Source organism: Cupriavidus taiwanensis (assembly GCF_900250075.1).
Lineage (GTDB): Bacteria > Pseudomonadota > Gammaproteobacteria > Burkholderiales > Burkholderiaceae > Cupriavidus > Cupriavidus taiwanensis_C.
Window position 1 is genome coordinate 964721 of record NZ_LT977071.1, and the last position, 17315, is coordinate 982035.

The following is a 17315-nucleotide window of genomic DNA, read 5'->3' on the forward strand; positions in this document are numbered from 1 at the left end:
CACAGTATGTTCCGTTTTTTCGTTGGTTTCAAGCAAGTGACGAAAAAATGGAACATTTTTGTGACCGCAGGCGAACCCCTGCGGTGTGAGACGTGCTTACCCAGCCGCCAGACTAACCCCACCCACGCCCGCCGCCGCCTTCCCATCCTTCCCATACAACCCCGCATCCCCGCCACTATGCTGGCGCAGCGCCTGGATGGCTTCACGGGTGAAGTCGAGATGGGCGTCCACCACCGCCCCGTTGAGCGCATTGGCGTCACGCGCGGTGCGGGCCGCAAAGATCAGCCCGCGCCAGGCATCGGCCACGGCCGGTTCGACCTGGCGGCCGAGCAGTTGGCCTTCGGGGCCGGCGCGCAGGCCCAGCGCGCCCATCTGGGCTTCGCGGGCCTTGAGCTGGCGGGACAAAGCCTGGCCCAGTTCGACCTTGCGCGTCAGCAGCCCGCTCAGGGACTGGAAGTCGCCCCGCTTGAGGGCGTCGCGCTCTTCGGCGAGGAGTTGGCCGAAGGCGTGGATGCCTTCGGTTTCGCGCTGCAGGGACTGGATCAGGCTCTGGCTCATGATGGCTATTTGGGGTCGGCCTGGCCGAGCTCGCGCAGGGTGGCGAGCAGGCCATCGGCAATCTTGCCCGGGTCGATGCGGATCCGGCCTTCGGCGATGGCCTGGCGGATCTCTTCGACCTTGGCGGTATCGATATCGTCGTCGGCCGGCTGGGCCAGGCGGGCGCTGATGTCGCGCACCTGGGCGGCCAGCGGGCTGACGCTCAGGCCGGCGGACGGCGCGGCCGCATCGGCGGCGGCCGGGGCGGCATGGGGCCGGGCGGCGTCGCCAGCGGCGGCGTCGGCCGGACGGGACGAGGTGGAGTGGTTGATCTTCACGGGGCGATCCTTGCTGGTTTCCTATGGCATTACGGACGCGCAGGCGAATTCTTTAGGGCGCCTGGCCCGGATTTGCTGCGCGGCGGCTGCGGCGGCATTTTCGCACGCCGCCTGCCCCGGGATTCCAGTCAATTCAGCCACGATTACAGCACCTGGCGCACGGTCATTGCAGCACGACGGTGTCGCCGCTGCGCACCAGGCCATTGACCACCTGGCCGTTGCGCAGCCGTACCTGCACGGTATTGCCGGTGGCGGCGTCGGCCAGCACCTTGCCTTCGCTGGTGATCTGGAAGGCCTCGCCCTCGACCGCAACGGTGACGGTCTGGCCCTGTCGCACGGCGATGGCCTTGCGCAGCAGGTCGGTGCGCAGCGGCGAGCCGGCGGCGATGCGGTTGGCGGTGACGGCCCCGGCCAGCTGCGCCGGGTCGGTGATCACCGCGCGCGGCAGCGCGCCCAGGTCGCCCTGGCGGACTTCGACCTCGGCCTGGCCGACCGGCTCGCCCGCGCCGAGCGCGCGCGCGGCCACGTAATAGTCGGTCAGCACGGAGACACGCGCCTGCATGTAGCGCACCCAGGGCCGCTCACCGCCGCAGCGCACGCCCACCGAAACGCGGCCCCATGGCGAAGCGCCGGCGGGCAGGAACGGATCGGGCGCGATGCATTCGGGCGCGCGCCCGCCTGACGGCGGCGCCACCTGCACGCTGACCTTGCCCGGCAGCCCGGCGGTCTGCTGCTGCAGGAAGCGCTCGACGGCCACCCGCGCGGGGTCTTCGGTGAAGGGGCTGGCGGCGGCGTGGGCGTGGCTGCCGCCATCGTGCGCGGCGGGCGCCTGCATGGCCACCGGCGTGACCTGTGCCGACGCGGCGGCGGCAGCGCCAAGCAAGTAAGCGCCAAGCGTGGCTTGCACCAGCCGGCGCGCGTTGCGGCAATGCTGTTTCATCTGGACTTCCCGGCAAGGACGGCGCACGGCCCCGTGATTGGCTGCGCGCGCCGTATACATCTGTCATCGGGGCCCATTGTAGGCAGCGCCTCGCGCGCGGGCGGGCCGAAATGCGCGGATTTCCCGTCCTTATTCATCCGATTGGCGTGACAGTACCCCGCCTAAGATGCCAACCCTGAAGAAGCTACGTGCGCTCCGTTGACAGGAGCGCTTGTCCAGCACGGAGAGGCCAGATGATTGACAGACTTGATGCGGCGCTACGTTTCCAGCAGGAAGCGCTGAGCCTGCGCAACCAGCGGCAGTCGGTGATTGCCTCGAACATCGCGCACGCGGACACGCCCGGCTACAAGGCGCGCGACTTTGATTTCTCCAGCACGCTGGCGCAGACCGTGGAGCGCGGCCACCGCAACGAGGGCATGTCGCTGTCGACTACCTCGGTGCGCCACCTGCCCGCGCAGGCGCCCGGGCGCGAGGAATTCGACCTGGCCTACCGCATCCCGCTGCAGTCCAGCGTGGACGGCAACACCGTGGAAATGGATACCGAACGCGTGGCCTTTGCCGACAACGCCGTGCACTTCGAGTCCGGCCTGACGGTGATGAATTCCAAGATCAAGACCATGCTGGCGGCAATCCAGCAGTAACGCAGGAGCGAACCCATGCCGGCAATGAACATCTTCGACGTCGCGGGCTCGGCCATGGCCGCGCAGTCGCAGCGCATGAACGTGACTGCGTCCAACCTGGCCAACGCCGACAGCGTGGTCAGCCCCGACGGCCAGGCCTACCGCGCCAAGCAGGTGGTGTTCGGCATGGCGCCCACGCCGGGGCAGACCGATATCGGCGGCGTGCAGGTGCAGGGCGTGAGCGAGGATCCGTCGCCCCCGCGCATGGTGCACAACCCCACGCATCCGATGGCCAATGCGCAGGGCTATGTGGTGATGCCCAACGTCAACCCGGTGGAGGAGATGGTCAACATGATCTCGGCCTCGCGCTCCTACCAGGCCAACGTGGAAGTGCTCAACACCGCCAAGAACATGATGCTCAAGACGCTGACGATCGGCCAGTAAAACGCCCCGGCCCATCACGGCAACGGCTCCATCCGCACCTCGCACACAAGCAACTGACATGACCACCACCTCGCCGGTAGGCAGCAATACGCAAGGCATCAACGACGCGCTGAAGAGCGGCAGCGCCAGCGCGTCCGAGCTGCAGAACAACTTCCTGACCATGCTCGTCACGCAGATGAACAACCAGGATCCGCTCAACCCGATGGACAACGCGCAGCTGACCTCGCAGCTGGCGCAGATCAGCACGGTCAGCGGCATGCAGACCATGAACGCGACGCTGTCGCAGCTGCTGGGGCAGGTCAGCGCCAGCCGCGCCATGGATTCCGCGGCGCTGATCGGCCGTACCGTGATGGTGCCGGGCAAGCAGGTCTCGGTGGAAGGCGGCGTGCCGGGCAAGATCGGCGTGGACCTGCCGTCTACCGCGGATGCGGTCACCGTCGACGTGCTCGACAAGGACGGCAACGTGGTGCGCACCATCGACATGAAGGGCCAGACCGCGGGCGTGCACAACATCGCGTGGGACGGCAAGAACAACGCCGGCGTGGCGGTGGCCGACGGCGACTACACCTTCAAGGTGAGCGCCACTGCCAACGGCACCTCGGTGAAGCCGGTGGCGCTGGTGTACGGCAAGGTCGAGAGCATCAGCGGCGACGCCAGCGGCGTGCTGGTGGACCTGGGCGACGGCCAGACCGCCAACGTCGACGACGTGCGCCGCATTCTCTAATACGCAGGTGCCGGCAGCGCGCGGGCGCCAGGCCGGCTTCAACCACAGCCTAGATAAAAGGAAGCAATCATGGGTTTCGGTCAAGGGGTAAGCGGCCTGAACGCCGCCGCGTCCAACCTGGACGTGATCGGCAACAACATCGCCAATGCCAATACGGTTGGCTACAAGCAATCGGCCGCGCAGTTCGCCGACGTCTACGCGGGCACCAAGATCGGCCTGGGCGTGCGCGTGAACTCGGTGGTGCAGTCGTTCAACCAGGGCAATATCGAGGCTTCGGGCCGGTCCCTGGACGTGGCCATCACCAACGGCAACGGCTTCTTCCGCATGACCAGCCCTGAAGGCGCGGTCTACTACTCGCGCAACGGCCAGTTCCAGCGCCAGGAAGACGGCCGCATCACCAATATGCAGGGCTTGCAGGTGACGGGCTATCCGGCCGGCGTGGCCGGCGGCGCCGGCGTGCAGCCGCAGCCGCTGGTGATCAGCAACGCGCAGATGGAGCCGCGCGCCACCAGCAGCATCACCGCCAAGTTCCAGCTCGATTCGCGCGCCACCGTGCCGACGCAGGCGTTTGCCAGCGCGCCCGGCGTGCCGCCGACCAGCAACATGTTCAACTACAGCACGGCGATCAACGTCTATGACTCGCTGGGCAACAAGCAGCAGCTGATGGCGTACTTCGCCAAGTCGGGCGCTGCGCCCACCGTGCCGGGCGGCACCGACTGGCAGATGTACGTGACCGACGTCAACGGCAACACCGTCGGCGGCGCGCCGGTCACGCTGTCGTTCGACAACGCCGGCGCGCTGCAGGCGCCGGGCGCGGGCGCGGTCACGCTGACCCAGCCGGCGGCCAACGGTGCCCAGGCCATGGCCATGCGCCTGGACCTGACCGGCACCACCCAGTTCGGCGCCGACAACGACGTCAAGCAACTCAGCCAGAACGGCTATACCTCGGGCAGCCTGCTGGGCTTCTCGGTCAACGGCGACGGCACCATCACCGGCAACTATTCCAACGAGCAGACCAAGCCGCTGGGCCAGATCGTGATGGCCGCGTTCGGCAACGTCGAAGGCCTGAAGCCCGAGGGCGACAACGTGTGGTCCGCCACCGGCGCGTCCGGCCAGCCGCTGCTCGGCGTGGCCGGCGGCAGCCTGGGCACGCTGCGCTCGAACGCGGTGGAAGCCTCCAACGTGGACCTGTCCGGCCAGCTGGTCAACCTGATCGTGGCCCAGCGCAACTACCAGGCCAACGCGCAGACCATCAAGGCGCAAGACACGGTCATGCAGACCCTGGTGAACCTGTGATTGCCACGCTGAGCTGAGCCGCCGCCATGGACCGCATGATCTACACCGCCCTGTCGGGCGCCAAGCAGATACTCGACCAGCAAGCGGCGGTATCGAACAACCTCGCCAACGTCTCGACGCCGGCGTTCCGCGCCCAGGTCAACCTGTACCGCGCGGTGCCGGTGGTCGGGGCGGAGGCCGGCACGCGCGCCTTCACGCTGGCGTCCACGCCGGGTGCCGACATGCGCGCCGGGCCGCTGACCTACACCGGCCGCGCGCTCGACGTGGCGCTGCAGGGCAATGGCTGGCTGGTGGTGCAGGCGCCGGACGGCAGCGAGGCCTATACCCGCGCCGGCGCGCTGCAGGTGGCGCAGGACGGCCAGGTGCAGACCCTCTCCGGCCTGCCGGTGATGGGCGACGGCGGTCCGCTGGCGGTGCCGCCGGGCTCGCAGGTGACGATCGGCACCGACGGCACCATCACCGCGCGCGGCCCGGGCGAAGCCTCGGCCGGGCTGGCGCAGGTGGGCCGGCTGCGCGTGGTCAACCCGCCCAACGACGCCATCGCCCGCGGCGATGACGGCCTGTTCCGCCTGCGCCCCGGCGCGCAGCCGCTCGAGGCCGACCCCACCGTGCGCGTGATCTCGGGCGCGCTCGAAGGCAGCAACGTCAACCCGACCGAAGCCATGGTGGAGATGATCGCCAATGCGCGCCGCTTCGAGATGCAGATGAAGATGATCCAGGGCGCCGACGGCAACGAGCAGCGCGCCAACCAGCTGCTCTCGACCAACTGAACCGAATGACCGGCCGGCACGGCGTTGTCGTGCCGGCCCACAGCACCCACCAAGGACCCACATGATCCGCTCTCTCTGGATTGCCAAGACCGGCCTCGATGCGCAGCAGACGCAGATGGACGTGATCTCGAACAACCTGGCCAACGTGTCGACCAACGGCTTCAAGCGCGGCCGCGCGGTGTTCGAGGAACTGATGTACCAGACCATCCGCCAGCCCGGTGCGCTGTCGTCGGACCAGACCACGCTGCCCTCGGGCATGCAGCTGGGCACCGGCGTGCGCCCGGTGGCGACCGAGCGCATCCACACCCAGGGCAATCCGCAGCAGACCGGCAATGCCAAGGACGTGGCCATCCTGGGCCAGGGCTTCTTCCAGGTGGCGCTGCCCGACGGCACCACCGCCTATACCCGCGACGGCTCGTTCCAGGTGGACCAGAACGGCCAGCTGGTCACGTCCAGCGGCTTCGTGATCCAGCCCGCCATCACCATCCCGGCCAACACGCTGTCGATGACCATCGGCCGCGACGGCACGGTGTCGGTGACGCAGCCGGGCTCCAGCGCCAACGTGCAGGTGGGGCAGCTGCAGCTGGCCACCTTCATGAACCCGGCCGGCCTGGAAAGCATGGGCGAGAACCTGTACGTGCAGACCGATGCGTCGGGCGCGCCCAACACCACCGTGCCGGGCCTGAACGGCGCGGGCGTGGTGCAGCAGAACTATGTCGAGGCGTCCAACGTCAACGTGGTCGAGGAACTGGTCAGCATGATCCAGACCCAGCGCGCGTACGAGATCAACAGCAAGGCGGTGCAGGCCTCCGACCAGATGCTGCAGCGCCTGGCGCAACTGGGTTGACTGGTGTGAACATGGCCACCTTGCTTTCCCGCCTGGGCGCGCGTGCGCTGGTTTGCCTGGCCGGCGTGGCAATGCTGGCCGCGAGCGGCTGCGCGCTGATGCCGCGCGAGCCGCTGGTGCAGATGCCGACCACGGCGCGCGCCGAGCCGCGCCCGATCGGCCCGGCTTCCGGCTCGATCTACCAGTCGTCGTACGCCGGCAATCCGCTGTTCGAGGACCGCCGCCCGCGCAACGTGGGCGACATCCTGACCATCCTCATCACCGAGAACGTCAACGCCAGCAAGAACTCCGGCACCAACACCAGCCGCAGCGGCAACGCCGCGCTGGCGTTCGAGTCCGTGCCGCGCGCGCTGGGCGGCCTGTTCGGCGCCAGCCAGAACGCCAACATCAACGGCGCCAACACCATGAAGGCCAGCGGCGGCGCCAGCGCGGCCAACACCTTCAACGGCACCATCACCGTGACCGTGCTGGAAGTGCTGGCCAACGGCAACCTGGTGGTCTCCGGCGAAAAGCAGATGGCCATCAACCAGGGCGCCGAGTTCATCCGTTTCTCGGGCGTGGTCAATCCCCGCACCATCACCGGCGACAACGCCGTGCTGTCGACGCAGGTCGCCGATGCGCGCATCGAATACACCGCCAAGGGGGTGATCGACGAAGCGCAGAACATGGGCTGGCTGCAGCGCTTCTTCCTCAATGTTTCTCCGTTCTGACCGCGCCATGTCTGCCCAGATGCTCGCTCGTTTCCTGTCCCGCCTGCTGCGGCTGACCATGGTCAGCCTGGCGCTGGGCGTGGCCTTTGGCGCCTTTGCCACCAGTGCCAAGGCCGAGCGCCTGAAGAACCTGGCCACCTTCCAGGGCGTGCGCGACAACCCGCTGGTCGGCTACGGCCTGGTGGTGGGGCTGGACAACACCGGCGACCAGACCATGCAGACGCCGTTCACCACGCAGAGCCTGACCAACATGCTCTCGCAGCTGGGGATCACGCTGCCGGCCGGCAAGAACATGCAGCTCAAGAACGTGGCGGCGGTGATGGTCACAGCCTCGCTGCCCGCGTTCGCGCAGCCTGGCAGCCAGCTCGACGTGGTGGTGTCGTCGATGGGCAATGCCAAGAGCCTGCGCGGCGGCACGCTGCTGATGACGCCGCTCAAGGGCGCCGACGGCCAGGTCTACGCCATCGCCCAGGGCAACATGCTGGTGGGCGGCGCCGGCGCGTCGGCCAACGGCAGCAAGGTGCAGATCAACCAGCTGGCGGTGGGCCGCATCGCAAACGGCGCCATCGTTGAACGCGCGGTCGCGCCGTTCCAGCCCGATGGCGGCGTGCTCAACCTGGAACTGAAGGACACGGATTTCAGCACCGCCGAGCGCGTGGTCGAAGCCATCAACCGCAACATGGGCGGCGGCGTAGCCGCGGCGCTGGACGGGCGCGTGGTGCAGGTGCGCGCGCCGGTGTCGCCGGCGGCGCGCGTGGGCTTCCTGGCCCGCATCGAGAATCTCGACGTGACGCCGGCGAAGGCCGCGGCCAAGGTGATCCTGAACGCCCGCACCGGCTCCATCGTGATGAACCAGGCGGTGACGGTGGAAGACTGCGCGGTGGCGCACGGCAACCTGTCGGTGGTCATCAACACGCAGCCGGTGATCAGCCAGCCCGCGCCGTTCAGCGAGGGGCAGACCGTGGTGGCGCCGGTGTCGCAGATCGACATGAGGCAGCAGGGCGGCTCGCTGCAGATCGTCAAGGCGGGCGCCTCGCTGGCCGCCGTGGTCAAGGGGCTGAACGCGCTGGGCGCGACCCCGGCCGACCTGCAGACCATCCTGGAAGCGATGCGCGCGGCGGGTGCGCTGCGCGCCGAACTGGAAGTGATCTGACCATGAACAGCGGCATCAACGGTGGCGCGATGCCTGCGACCGGCGCCGACCTGACCCAGCGCTTCGCGCTGGACACGCAGGGCTTCGAGGCGCTCAAGCACAGCGCGCGCGGCGGCGCCGACGCCAATACGCTGCAGGCCGTCGCCAAGCAGTTCGAGGCGGTGTTCACGCAGATGGTGCTCAAGAGCATGCGCGACGCCACGCCGCAGGACGGCCTGTTCGACAACGAGCAGAGCAAGCTCTACCTGTCGATGATGGACCAGCAGCTGGCGCAGCAGATGTCGTCGCGCGGCATCGGCCTGGCCGACGTGATGGTGCGCCAGCTGGCGCGCGCCACCGGCACCGCGATGCCCGCCGGCATGAACGCGCTGACGCCGGCCGAGGCCGGCAAGGCCGCCGATGCCGAGCTGGCCAGGCTGCTCGACAGCCGCGGCGCCGGCGCCATGCCCGCCGATGCCGGCGAGCAGGCCGACCTGCCCGCCATCGGCACCATCGTCGCGGGCCAGCAATGGAATCCCACCGCGGGCCTGCGCCAGTACCAGCCGCAGTCCTACGGGGACCACGGCCAGGGCGAAGACCGGCTCGGCCGGCTGCCCGACGATGCGCCCGCGCACGTCAGCGCCTTCGTCGCCCGCATGGCCGGCCCCGCCGAAGCTGCTGCCCGCGCCAGCGGCGTGCCGGCACGGCTGATCGTCGGCCAGGCCGCGCTGGAATCCGGCTGGGGCCAGCGCGAAATCACGCACGCCGATGGCTCGACCACGTTCAACGTCTTCGGCATCAAGGCCGGCCCCAGCTGGAAGGGCCGCGTCGCGGAAATCACCACCACCGAATACATCGACGGCCAGCCGCAGAAGGTGCGGGCCAAGTTCCGCGCCTATGGGTCCTACGACGAGGCTTGCGCCGACTACGCGCGCCTGCTGACCAGCAACCCGCGCTACGCGGGCGTGGTCAGCGCGGCCAGCGCCGAGGACGCGGCGCATGGCTTGCAGAGGGCGGGGTATGCCACGGATCCGGCGTACGGGCACAAGCTGGTGAAGATCATGAAGAAGGTGGCGGCGTAAGACGCGGGGCTTCAGTTGCAATACGGCGGCTAACCGCAGCCGACACCGCACGAACCAAGCTCCCCTCTCCCGCCTGCGGGAGAGGGGTGGGGGAGAGGGCAAGAGCGTCAACGAAGTGACGCCCGTCGCTATTTCCACCGCCGGCCCTCTCCCCCAACCCCTCTCCCGCCCGCGGGAGAGGGGAGCAAACCAGCAGGATCCGGCGAAGCTCACTGCCACAGCTAAAGTCCCACCCCCACCGAGCCGATAACTCCCACATACCACCCCGCCGCCCCTCACCGCGGCAGTCCCACCAATCCCGGACCAGAGCACCATGTCTCTCTTCAGTATTGGCCTCTCCGGCCTGAACACCGCGCAGAACGCGCTGACGACGACGGGCCACAACTTTGCCAATTCGGCAACCGAAGGCTACTCGCGCCAGAACACCATCGTCGCGTCCGCCGGCGGCCAGTACACCAGCCAGGGCTTCTACGGCTTCGGCTCGAACACCACCACGGTGATCCGCGTCTATGACGAGTTCCTGACCGGCCAGCTGCGCGGCGCCACCTCGGCCAGCGCGTCGCTGGCGATGTACTCGGACCAGATCAGCCAGATCGACAACCTGCTGGCCGACCAGAAGGGCGGGCTGGCGCCGCTGATGCAGAAGTTCTTCGCCGCGGTGCAGGCGGTGGCCGATACCCCGGCCGATCCGGCCGCGCGCCAGGGCATGCTGTCGGCGGGCCAGGCGCTGGTGGGACAGGTGCGCTCGGCCAGCAACTACTTCAAGCAGCTGCAGGCCGGCGTCAACGAGCAGGTCGGCACCGCGGTCACGCAGGTCAACGCGTACACCAGGCAGATCGCCAACCTGAACCAGGAAATCACGCGCCTGAAAGCGGCCTCGGGCGGCCAGCCGCCCAACGACCTGCTCGACCAGCGCGACCAGGCCGTGGCCGAGCTGACCAAGCTGGTCGGCGCCAAGGTGGTGGTGCAGGACAGCGGCACCTACAACGTCTTCGTCGGCAACGGCCAGCCGCTGGTGATGGGCAATGACGCCTATGAACTGAAGGCCGTGGCCTCGGCGGCCGACCCCAACCGCACCGTGGTGGCCTACACGCTGCCCTCCGGCGCCGTGATCGAGAGCGAGCCGGGCGCGCTCACCGGCGGCTCGCTGGGTGGCCTGCTGCAGTTCCGTACGGAGACGCTGGATCCGGCGCAAAGCGCGATCGGCCGCCTGTCGCTGGCGATCGGCGCGAGCTTCAATGCGCAGCACCAGCTCGGTATCGACCTGAACGGCGCCGCCGGCACCGACATGTTCCGGCTTGGCGGCGCCACCACCATCCCCAACGCCAACAACACCGTCAAGACCACGGTCGCCACCGCCACCATCAGCAATGCATCGGCGCTGACCACCAGCGACTACAAGCTCCATTTCGACGGCACCAACTACACGCTGACGCGCCTGTCCGACAACCAGCAGGTGGTCACGCCCGTACCGGCCGGCGGCGCCACCTACCCGCTTCAATTCAGCGTCGACGGCTTTACCGTCGAGATCAATGCGGCGATGGGCACCAACGATTCGTTCATGGTGCAGCCCACCCGCAATGCCGCCACCGGCTTCGACATGGCGATCAGCGATCCCGCCAAGATCGCGGCGGCATCGCCTGCCTACATCGAGGCAACTGCCGGCAACAAGGGCAACGCCACCGCGTCGCTGAGCAAGGTCGCGCCCGGGTTCACTCCGCCGGCCGGCAAGATCACCGCCGAGTTCGACGGCACCAATTACATCTTCAAGGTCGGCGGCGTGGCCATGGCGCCGCAGCCGGTGGGCGTGCCCAACGGCAGCAATACCGACTTCACCCTCAACGGCCTGACCTTCAGCTTCGGCGGCACGCCCGCCGCGGGCGACAGCTTTACGCTGGGCAGCAATGCCGGCGCGGTCAAGGACAACGGCAACATGCTGGTGCTGGCCAAGCTGCAGAACGCCAAGACCATCGGCGGCGTGTCCAGCTTCAGCGAAGCCTACGCGCAGCTGGTCAACGATGTCGGCACGCGCGCCAAGTCGGTCAAGATCGCCTCGACCTCGCAGGACAGCATCACCACGCAGATCAAGACCGCGCAGCAATCGGTGTCGGGCGTCAACATGGACGAGGAAACCGTGTCGATGCTGCGCTTCCAGCAGCTGTACCAGGCCAACGCGCGCGTGATCCAGACCGCCGGCACGCTGTTCGACACCATCATCGGCATCGGCCGCTAAGCGCCGCGCCACCCCGCGTCAGAAGAGGTAACCCAATATGCGCGTTGCAAGCTCCACCCTGTACCAGCAAGGCCTGGCTTCGATGAACTACCAGCAGGGCGCGCTGATGCACATCCAGCAGCAGCTCGGCACCGGCCGCTCCATCCTGACTCCGTCGGACGATCCTGTCGGCGCCACCCGCGCGCTGGGCGTCAGCCAGGCGCAGGCCGTCAACGGCCAGTACGCCACCTCCCGCAACCAGGCCAATATCGCGCTGGCCGCGGAAGAGAACGCGCTGCAGTCCATTACCACCATCACGCAGAACATCCAGACCCTGCTGGTGCAGGCCGGCAACGGCACCATGAGCGATGCCGACCGCGGCTCGCTCGCGACCGCGCTGGAAGGCCTGTACAACCAGCTGCTGGGCCTGGCCAACTCCGACGACGGCAACGGCCAGTTCCTGTTCGGCGGCACCCGCTCGGGCAGCGCGCCGTTCACGCAGAGCGCGGGGGCCAGCACCTACATCGGCGACAACGGCCAGCAACTGCTGCAGGTCGACGTGGCGCGCCAGATGCCCGCCGGCAACACCGGCCGCGAAGTCTTCATGAGCGTGACCGGCGGCGCCGGCTATGTGGTCAAGGGCGACCCCGCCAACACCGGCACCGCCACCTTCGGCACGGTGTCCACCACCGACCCGAGCCACCCGCTGTTCGGCCATGCGCTGCAGATGTCGTTCACGGCCAACGCCACCGGCCAGATCGAATACACCATTACCGACACCTCGACCGGCACCACCCCCGCACCGGTGGTGACCGGCCCGGTGCCCTACACCTCGCCGGCGCAGATCGAAGTCGCGGGCTTCAGCTTCAACGTCACCGGCACCCCCAAGGCCGGCGACACCCTGACCATGCAGCCGGCGAGCGAGGCCGGCACCGACATGTTCGCCAACCTGCAGACGGTGATCGACACGCTGCGCCAGCCCAACGCCTCTGACAACGACCGCGCCCACCTGGGCAACGTGCTGTCGACCGCCGTGCGCCAGTTCTCCAACTCGCTCGACAACGTGCTGACCGTGCGCGCTTCGGTGGGCTCGCGCATGAACGAGCTGGATGCGCTGGATGACGTGGGTGCCAACCGGGACCTGACGTATTCGCAGACGCTGTCGGGGCTGCAGGACCTGGATTACGCCAAGGCGATTACCGAGTATTACCAGCGGCAGATGGCGCTGCAGGGGGCGCAGCAGTCGTTCATGCAGATCCAGGGGATGAATCTTTTCAAGTATCTGTAAGGGGAGGGGCCGGTAACTAACGGCCTTTTGCGACCCTCACCGCAAACCGCTTCGGAGCACGCTCACCTCGAGCGATCCAGCTTCCGATACTGGTTGAAATGCCGAAGCGCGTTCTGGATGTGCCCCAGCTCCTGATGCAGGCGCGCGGCGTTGTAGTGCGCGTCGGCATCGCCCGGGGCAAGTTCGATGCTGCGCTCATAGGCAGCCAGGGCAGCCTGTGTCGCCCCGGTATCCTCCAGCGCGACGCCCAGGTTGAAGTGCAGCTCGGGCTCGTCCGGCAGCACGGCCAGCGCGGATTCATAGAGCAGGATGGCTTCGTCCAGCCGTTCCTGATCGGCCAGCATGCAGCCGAGGTTGAGGTAGGCGTCCAGCATCGCCGGATAATGAACCACCGCGCGCCGGTAAGCCGCTTCGGCGCCGCGGGCATCTGTCGGTTCCAGCCTGAGGCCCTCGGCAAGCGCTTCGTCGGCAGCGGCGTAGGCTGAGGCTTCCCTGGTCAGGGCCATGACGCGGACACCGGCGTCGTCCTGTGTGCCGAAGTCCATCAGCCGCTGGCCCGTTTCCACGATCCAGTCGCCGTGGCGGTCCCGGGCCGACACCTTGCCGCTGCACGCCGAAATGCGTACCGCGGACAGGTGCCGGTCCGGCCTGAGCCGCTCGAGATGGCGCAGCGCGCGCAGGATGCGCGCGGGCCCGATATGCGCCCGGTGCAGGGAGTCGGCGGTGCGGATCAGCACGGCATCCTGGAAGGAAAAGACGTGTTCGCCGCGCGGGCCGCGCGTGGGCTGCACCAGCCCGGCCGCGACCAGGCTGGCGATCAGCCGCCTGGACACGCCCAGGCGCGCCTCGAGGTCACGCGTACTGAGACCGCCGTTGCGCTTCACGCTGATTTCTTGGTGGTGCGTCGGATCGGCGTGGGCTCGGCCGCCGCGCCGCGCCGGGCAGACTTGCGGGCCGGTGGTGCCGCAGCTGCGGCAGCCTTGCCCTTGGCGGCCGGAGCTCCCTTCTTCGACAGGCTGGCGCGCAGCGCGTCCATCAGGTCGATCACCTGTCCGCCGGCGCCGGCTTCCACCGGCTCGGGCGCAACGATGTGCTTGCCGGCAATCTTGGCATCGATGGCGGCCAGGATCCTGGCCTTCTCCTCGTCCTTGTACTGGCTGGGGTCGTATTCTTCCTCGGAGGCCTGCTCGATCAGCTGGATCGCCAGCTTGAGCTCGGCCTCGGACACCGCCACCTCTTCGATATTCAGTTCGGCGATGTTGCGCACTTCATCCGCGAACAGCAGCTGCTGGAACACCAGCCCGCCTTCCACCGGGCGGATCTGGACCACGTGCGACTTGCCCTTGGAGGCCCATTTCGCGATGGCGCAGCGGCCGGTCCGCGACATGGCCTCGCGCAGCAGGCTGTAGGGCTTGCCGCCACGCTTGTCGGGCGCGATGAAATACGCCTTGTCGTAGTAAAGCGGATCGACGCTTTGCTCGGGTATGAACGCGACGATATCGACCATATGGCTGGCGCTTTCTTCCAGTGCCTTGAGCTCGTCGGGCGCGAACGTGACAAAGCGGCCTTTCTCGAACTCGTAGCCCTTGATCATGTCGGCACGCTCGACAACCTTCTGGGTCTGTTCGGAAATGTACTGCTGCCTCACACGCGAGCCATCCTTGCTCAACAGGTTGAAGCGCACGGCGGAACTGCTTTCGGTGGCGGTATAGAGCTTGACCGGGATCGACACCAGGCCAAACGACAGCGACAGGGAAGCGAGCGATCGGGCAGCCATTGGATACTCCACATTGGGTTGCGCCTGGATTCAGCTTAAGCGTTCGATGGCCTCCGTCAAAGTCTGGCGTGTGTCCCAGTAAGACTGCCAGGGGTCCGCCAGCTGGAAGCTCAGGTACTCGCGCGCATCGCGGATGGTCCACTGCGCGCCGCTTTTCAGCCTGGAAAGTTGCTCCCACGACACCGGCATGGACACGCCCAGCCCAGGCCGCGCGCGTGCCGAGAACGCGGCGGCGGTGGTCTGCGAGAAGCCGTTGCGCAGGTAATCGACGAAGATGCGGCCCTTGCGGTTGGCGGCGCCGGAGCGGGCGGTAAAGCGCTGCGGCAGCGTGGTGGCCAGGTGCCTGACAGCCGCATGTGAAAACGCCTTCACTTCATCGTAGGTCCGCCGCGGTGCCAGCGGCACCACCACATGCAGGCCCTTGCCGCCGCTGGTCTTGAGCCAGCACTGCAGGCCCAGCTCGTCCAGCAGCGTGCGCACCAGCATGGCGGCTTCCTGCATGGTCTCCCACGCCACGCCTTCGCCGGGGTCCAGGTCGAAGATGACCCGGTCAGGATGGTCGATATCGCGCGCGGTGGAATTCCAGGTGTGGAACTCCACCACGTTCATCTGGGCGGCGGCGACAATGGCTTCGGGCGAGTCTGCGGTCAGCAACGCCGCGTGGCCGGGCCACAGCGAAGCCGGTTGCTCGGTAAGGCCGGGCATTGCCGTCTCGGCATGCTTCTGGAAGAACGTGGGCGAGTCGATGCCCTCTGGCGCGCGCACCAGCGAGAGCGGGCGGTCCGCCAGGTGCGGCAGCATCACCGCGGCGACGCTCTCGTAGTAGCGCACCAGTTCCACCTTGGTGATGCCTCTGGACTGGTCAATCACCCGTTCCGGATTGGTGACCTTGATGGCGGCAACGCCATGGGGCGTGACCGCGGTCTGCACCGCTTCGCGCCGGATCGACTTGACGACATGGTCCGTGCGCAGCCCTTTGAATGACGCGTGGCGAACCTGTCCGTCCGGTGTCCACTCGGTGAACTCGACCTCCGCGACCAGCTTTGGTTTGACCCAGCGCACCACGGCAGGCCGCCGGCCGCCCCAGCGCCCGCTGCCGCGGGCCTCCGTCGAGAAAGGACTGTCCTTGACTTCCAGTGCCGCCAGGCGCTTGCGCAAATCCATGGCGGTGGCACTGTCCCAGCCGGTGCCGACGCCGCCCGCATAAACCAGCGCCCCATCCGCGTAGACGCCCAGATACAGCCTGCCCACCTCGGCAGAGGCGCCTTCGCGGTCGGAGAAGCCGCCGATGACGAACTCCTGGCGCAGCTTGCATTTGGCCTTCAGCCAGCTCGGCGTCCGTGCCGAGACATAGGGGGAATCGGCGCGCTTGAAGATTAGCCCCTCCAGGCCGAGCCGGCAGGCCGCCTGGAACATCTGCGCCGGCGGCGCGTCGAAGGCTTCGCTGAAGCGCACCCGCTCCGAGCGCTCGGCAACCAGCCCGGCCAGCTTCGCCCTGCGCTGCACCAGCGGCAGCTCGCGCAGGTCGCGGCCTTCCCAGTAGGGCAGGTCGAAGGCGAAGTAGACGATCGCCTCGTGGCGATGCCCGTCGATGGCGTTCTGCAAGGCGTTGAAATCCGGCATGTCGTCGCGCAGCACCACGATCTCGCCATCCAGCCAGCCCTGCGAGATATCGAGCTTCTCGATTTCCGCCGCCAGTGAGTTCAGCCTGCGCGTCCAGTCATGCCCGTTGCGGGTGAACAGCGTTGCCCGGGCATCGTCGATCCTTGCCAGGATCCGGTACCCGTCGAACTTGGTTTCGATGATCCAGCCGGCGCCGGAAGGGAGGGCGGGCGAGAGCGTGGCAAGCTGGGGCCGCAGCTTCGCCGGCAATGGCGCGCGCGGCGCGCGCCGGATGGCCTGGTCCGGATCCTCCTGGTCCGCGACGCCGGAGGCCTCGGGCAATGCACCGAGCGGCCTGGCGATGACGCTGTCCGGCAGCGCGGCGAGGACATCGAACTCTGCCAGCGGACGTGCCCAGGCGTCGCGCTTCTTGAAGAGTATCCATTGCTCGGACTTGTCGCCCGGTTTGGCGATGCGCACCAGTTCCCAGCGTCCCGTCAGCTTTTCGCCGTGCAGATCGAAGACAAGCTTGCCGGCGGCCATGCCGTCATGCGGATCCCCCACCGGCGTCCAGGTGCCGCGGTCCCAGACGATCACGGACCCGGCTCCATATTGGTTCGGCGGGATCTCGCCTTCGAACCCGGCATAGTCGAGCGGGTGATCTTCGACATGGACGGCGATGCGCTTCTCGGCCGGGTCATAGCACGGTCCCTTGGGCACTGCCCAACTGAGCAGCACGCCGTCGAGCTCCAGCCGGAAATCATAGTGCAGGCGCCTGGCCCAGTGCTTCTGGACGACAAAGCGCAGCGGCCCGGCATCCTGGCGCGGCCGTGGCCGCGCTGGCTTCCCGCTGGGTTCGGGCGTGATGCCGAAATTTCTCTTCTTGCTGTAACGCTCGAGGCCGCCAGCGGGCGCGGTGCCGCCATGCCTGGCGGCGGGAGCGGCCCGGGTCTTGCGGCCTGCCATGGCCTTGCCCGATGTCGTTGCCCGGATCAG

General features: G+C 67.9%; 17 protein-coding genes. 11 read left to right on the forward strand and 6 right to left on the reverse strand.

Translation table 11 applies throughout. The features are described from left to right. Positions 1-96: 96 nt before the first annotated feature. The 3 genes from CBM2588_RS20810 to flgA form a co-directional block, all read right to left on the reverse strand. Positions 97-558 carry a flagellar protein FlgN gene (locus CBM2588_RS20810; RefSeq protein ID WP_115682267.1) on the reverse strand — a complete coding sequence of 154 codons (462 nt, stop codon included), beginning with the start codon at positions 556-558 and terminating at the stop codon, positions 97-99. Between the two features lie 5 nt (positions 559-563). After that, entirely contained in the window at positions 564-875 is a 312-nt protein-coding gene (gene flgM, locus CBM2588_RS20815) for a flagellar biosynthesis anti-sigma factor FlgM (RefSeq protein ID WP_115682268.1), read from the reverse strand. Positions 876-1038: 163 nt separating this feature from the next. Continuing rightward, positions 1039-1815 (reverse strand): flagellar basal body P-ring formation chaperone FlgA, encoded by a 777-nt coding sequence (gene flgA, locus CBM2588_RS20820; protein WP_115682269.1) that lies wholly within the window; start codon positions 1813-1815, stop codon positions 1039-1041. Between the two features lie 233 nt (positions 1816-2048). On the opposite strand from flgA, the gene flgB reads away from it, so the two are divergent. The 11 genes from flgB to flgL all read left to right on the forward strand — a co-directional run bounded on the left by flgB (position 2049) and on the right by flgL (position 12940). Further along, positions 2049-2456 (forward strand): flagellar basal body rod protein FlgB, encoded by a 408-nt coding sequence (gene flgB, locus CBM2588_RS20825; RefSeq protein ID WP_012355129.1) that lies wholly within the window; start codon positions 2049-2051, stop codon positions 2454-2456. Between the two features lie 15 nt (positions 2457-2471). Further along, positions 2472-2879 carry a flagellar basal body rod protein FlgC gene (gene flgC, locus CBM2588_RS20830; protein ID WP_018006607.1) on the forward strand — a complete coding sequence of 136 codons (408 nt, stop codon included), beginning with the start codon at positions 2472-2474 and terminating at the stop codon, positions 2877-2879. Positions 2880-2937: 58 nt separating this feature from the next. After that, positions 2938-3603 (forward strand): flagellar hook assembly protein FlgD, encoded by a 666-nt coding sequence (flgD, locus tag CBM2588_RS20835; RefSeq protein ID WP_115682270.1) that lies wholly within the window; start codon positions 2938-2940, stop codon positions 3601-3603. A gap of 69 nt (positions 3604-3672) precedes the next feature. Further along, positions 3673-4899, forward strand: a complete 1227-nt coding sequence (gene flgE / locus CBM2588_RS20840; RefSeq protein WP_115682271.1) for a flagellar hook protein FlgE — start codon at positions 3673-3675, stop codon at positions 4897-4899. Positions 4900-4925: 26 nt separating this feature from the next. Beyond that, positions 4926-5669 carry a flagellar basal-body rod protein FlgF gene (flgF, locus tag CBM2588_RS20845; protein ID WP_115682272.1) on the forward strand — a complete coding sequence of 248 codons (744 nt, stop codon included), beginning with the start codon at positions 4926-4928 and terminating at the stop codon, positions 5667-5669. A 61-nt stretch (positions 5670-5730) separates the two neighbouring features. After that, positions 5731-6516 (forward strand): flagellar basal-body rod protein FlgG, encoded by a 786-nt coding sequence (gene flgG / locus CBM2588_RS20850; RefSeq protein WP_012355134.1) that lies wholly within the window; start codon positions 5731-5733, stop codon positions 6514-6516. Positions 6517-6527: 11 nt separating this feature from the next. Continuing rightward, positions 6528-7226 (forward strand): flagellar basal body L-ring protein FlgH, encoded by a 699-nt coding sequence (flgH, locus tag CBM2588_RS20855; RefSeq protein ID WP_115682273.1) that lies wholly within the window; start codon positions 6528-6530, stop codon positions 7224-7226. A 7-nt stretch (positions 7227-7233) separates the two neighbouring features. Further along, entirely contained in the window at positions 7234-8379 is a 1146-nt protein-coding gene (locus CBM2588_RS20860; RefSeq protein ID WP_269462432.1) for a flagellar basal body P-ring protein FlgI, read from the forward strand. A gap of 2 nt (positions 8380-8381) precedes the next feature. Further along, positions 8382-9440, forward strand: a complete 1059-nt coding sequence (flgJ, locus tag CBM2588_RS20865) for a flagellar assembly peptidoglycan hydrolase FlgJ (protein WP_115682275.1) — start codon at positions 8382-8384, stop codon at positions 9438-9440. A 313-nt stretch (positions 9441-9753) separates the two neighbouring features. Then, positions 9754-11673, forward strand: a complete 1920-nt coding sequence (gene flgK / locus CBM2588_RS20870; protein WP_115682276.1) for a flagellar hook-associated protein FlgK — start codon at positions 9754-9756, stop codon at positions 11671-11673. A gap of 37 nt (positions 11674-11710) precedes the next feature. Beyond that, entirely contained in the window at positions 11711-12940 is a 1230-nt protein-coding gene (flgL, locus tag CBM2588_RS20875; RefSeq protein ID WP_115682277.1) for a flagellar hook-associated protein FlgL, read from the forward strand. A 62-nt stretch (positions 12941-13002) separates the two neighbouring features. Here the strand turns inward: flgL and CBM2588_RS20880 are convergent, their stop codons facing one another. From CBM2588_RS20880 to ligD, 3 genes are read right to left on the reverse strand one after another with little or no spacing between them, the layout of a single operon-like run. Then, positions 13003-13824, reverse strand: a complete 822-nt coding sequence (locus CBM2588_RS20880; protein ID WP_115682278.1) for a tetratricopeptide repeat protein — start codon at positions 13822-13824, stop codon at positions 13003-13005. Beyond that, positions 13821-14717, reverse strand: a complete 897-nt coding sequence (locus CBM2588_RS20885) for a non-homologous end joining protein Ku (RefSeq protein WP_115682279.1) — start codon at positions 14715-14717, stop codon at positions 13821-13823. The genes CBM2588_RS20880 and CBM2588_RS20885 overlap by 4 nt, the downstream gene beginning before the upstream one ends. 30 nt (positions 14718-14747) lie before the next feature. After that, on the reverse strand, positions 14748-17285 hold the full coding sequence (gene ligD, locus CBM2588_RS20890) for a DNA ligase D (protein WP_115682280.1): 2538 nt from the start codon (positions 17283-17285) through the stop codon (positions 14748-14750). Positions 17286-17315 lie beyond the last annotated feature (30 nt).

What these genes read in the sequence shown, in the direction of transcription:
- flgH (WP_115682273.1), top strand. Translation starts at nt 6,528, where the DNA reads ATGGCCACCTTGCTTTCCCGCCTGGGCGCGCGTGCGCTGGTTTGCCTG.
- flgD (WP_115682270.1), top strand. Translation starts at nt 2,938, where the DNA reads ATGACCACCACCTCGCCGGTAGGCAGCAATACGCAAGGCATCAACGAC.
- flgK (WP_115682276.1), top strand. Translation starts at nt 9,754, where the DNA reads ATGTCTCTCTTCAGTATTGGCCTCTCCGGCCTGAACACCGCGCAGAAC.
- CBM2588_RS20810 (WP_115682267.1), bottom strand. Translation starts at nt 558, where the DNA reads ATGAGCCAGAGCCTGATCCAGTCCCTGCAGCGCGAAACCGAAGGCATC.
- flgE (WP_115682271.1), top strand. Translation starts at nt 3,673, where the DNA reads ATGGGTTTCGGTCAAGGGGTAAGCGGCCTGAACGCCGCCGCGTCCAAC.
- CBM2588_RS20885 (WP_115682279.1), bottom strand. Translation starts at nt 14,717, where the DNA reads ATGGCTGCCCGATCGCTCGCTTCCCTGTCGCTGTCGTTTGGCCTGGTG.
- flgJ (WP_115682275.1), top strand. Translation starts at nt 8,382, where the DNA reads ATGAACAGCGGCATCAACGGTGGCGCGATGCCTGCGACCGGCGCCGAC.
- flgA (WP_115682269.1), bottom strand. Translation starts at nt 1,815, where the DNA reads ATGAAACAGCATTGCCGCAACGCGCGCCGGCTGGTGCAAGCCACGCTT.
- flgC (WP_018006607.1), top strand. Translation starts at nt 2,472, where the DNA reads ATGCCGGCAATGAACATCTTCGACGTCGCGGGCTCGGCCATGGCCGCG.
- flgL (WP_115682277.1), top strand. Translation starts at nt 11,711, where the DNA reads ATGCGCGTTGCAAGCTCCACCCTGTACCAGCAAGGCCTGGCTTCGATG.
- CBM2588_RS20860 (WP_269462432.1), top strand. Translation starts at nt 7,234, where the DNA reads ATGTCTGCCCAGATGCTCGCTCGTTTCCTGTCCCGCCTGCTGCGGCTG.
- flgG (WP_012355134.1), top strand. Translation starts at nt 5,731, where the DNA reads ATGATCCGCTCTCTCTGGATTGCCAAGACCGGCCTCGATGCGCAGCAG.
- flgB (WP_012355129.1), top strand. Translation starts at nt 2,049, where the DNA reads ATGATTGACAGACTTGATGCGGCGCTACGTTTCCAGCAGGAAGCGCTG.
- flgF (WP_115682272.1), top strand. Translation starts at nt 4,926, where the DNA reads ATGGACCGCATGATCTACACCGCCCTGTCGGGCGCCAAGCAGATACTC.
- ligD (WP_115682280.1), bottom strand. Translation starts at nt 17,285, where the DNA reads ATGGCAGGCCGCAAGACCCGGGCCGCTCCCGCCGCCAGGCATGGCGGC.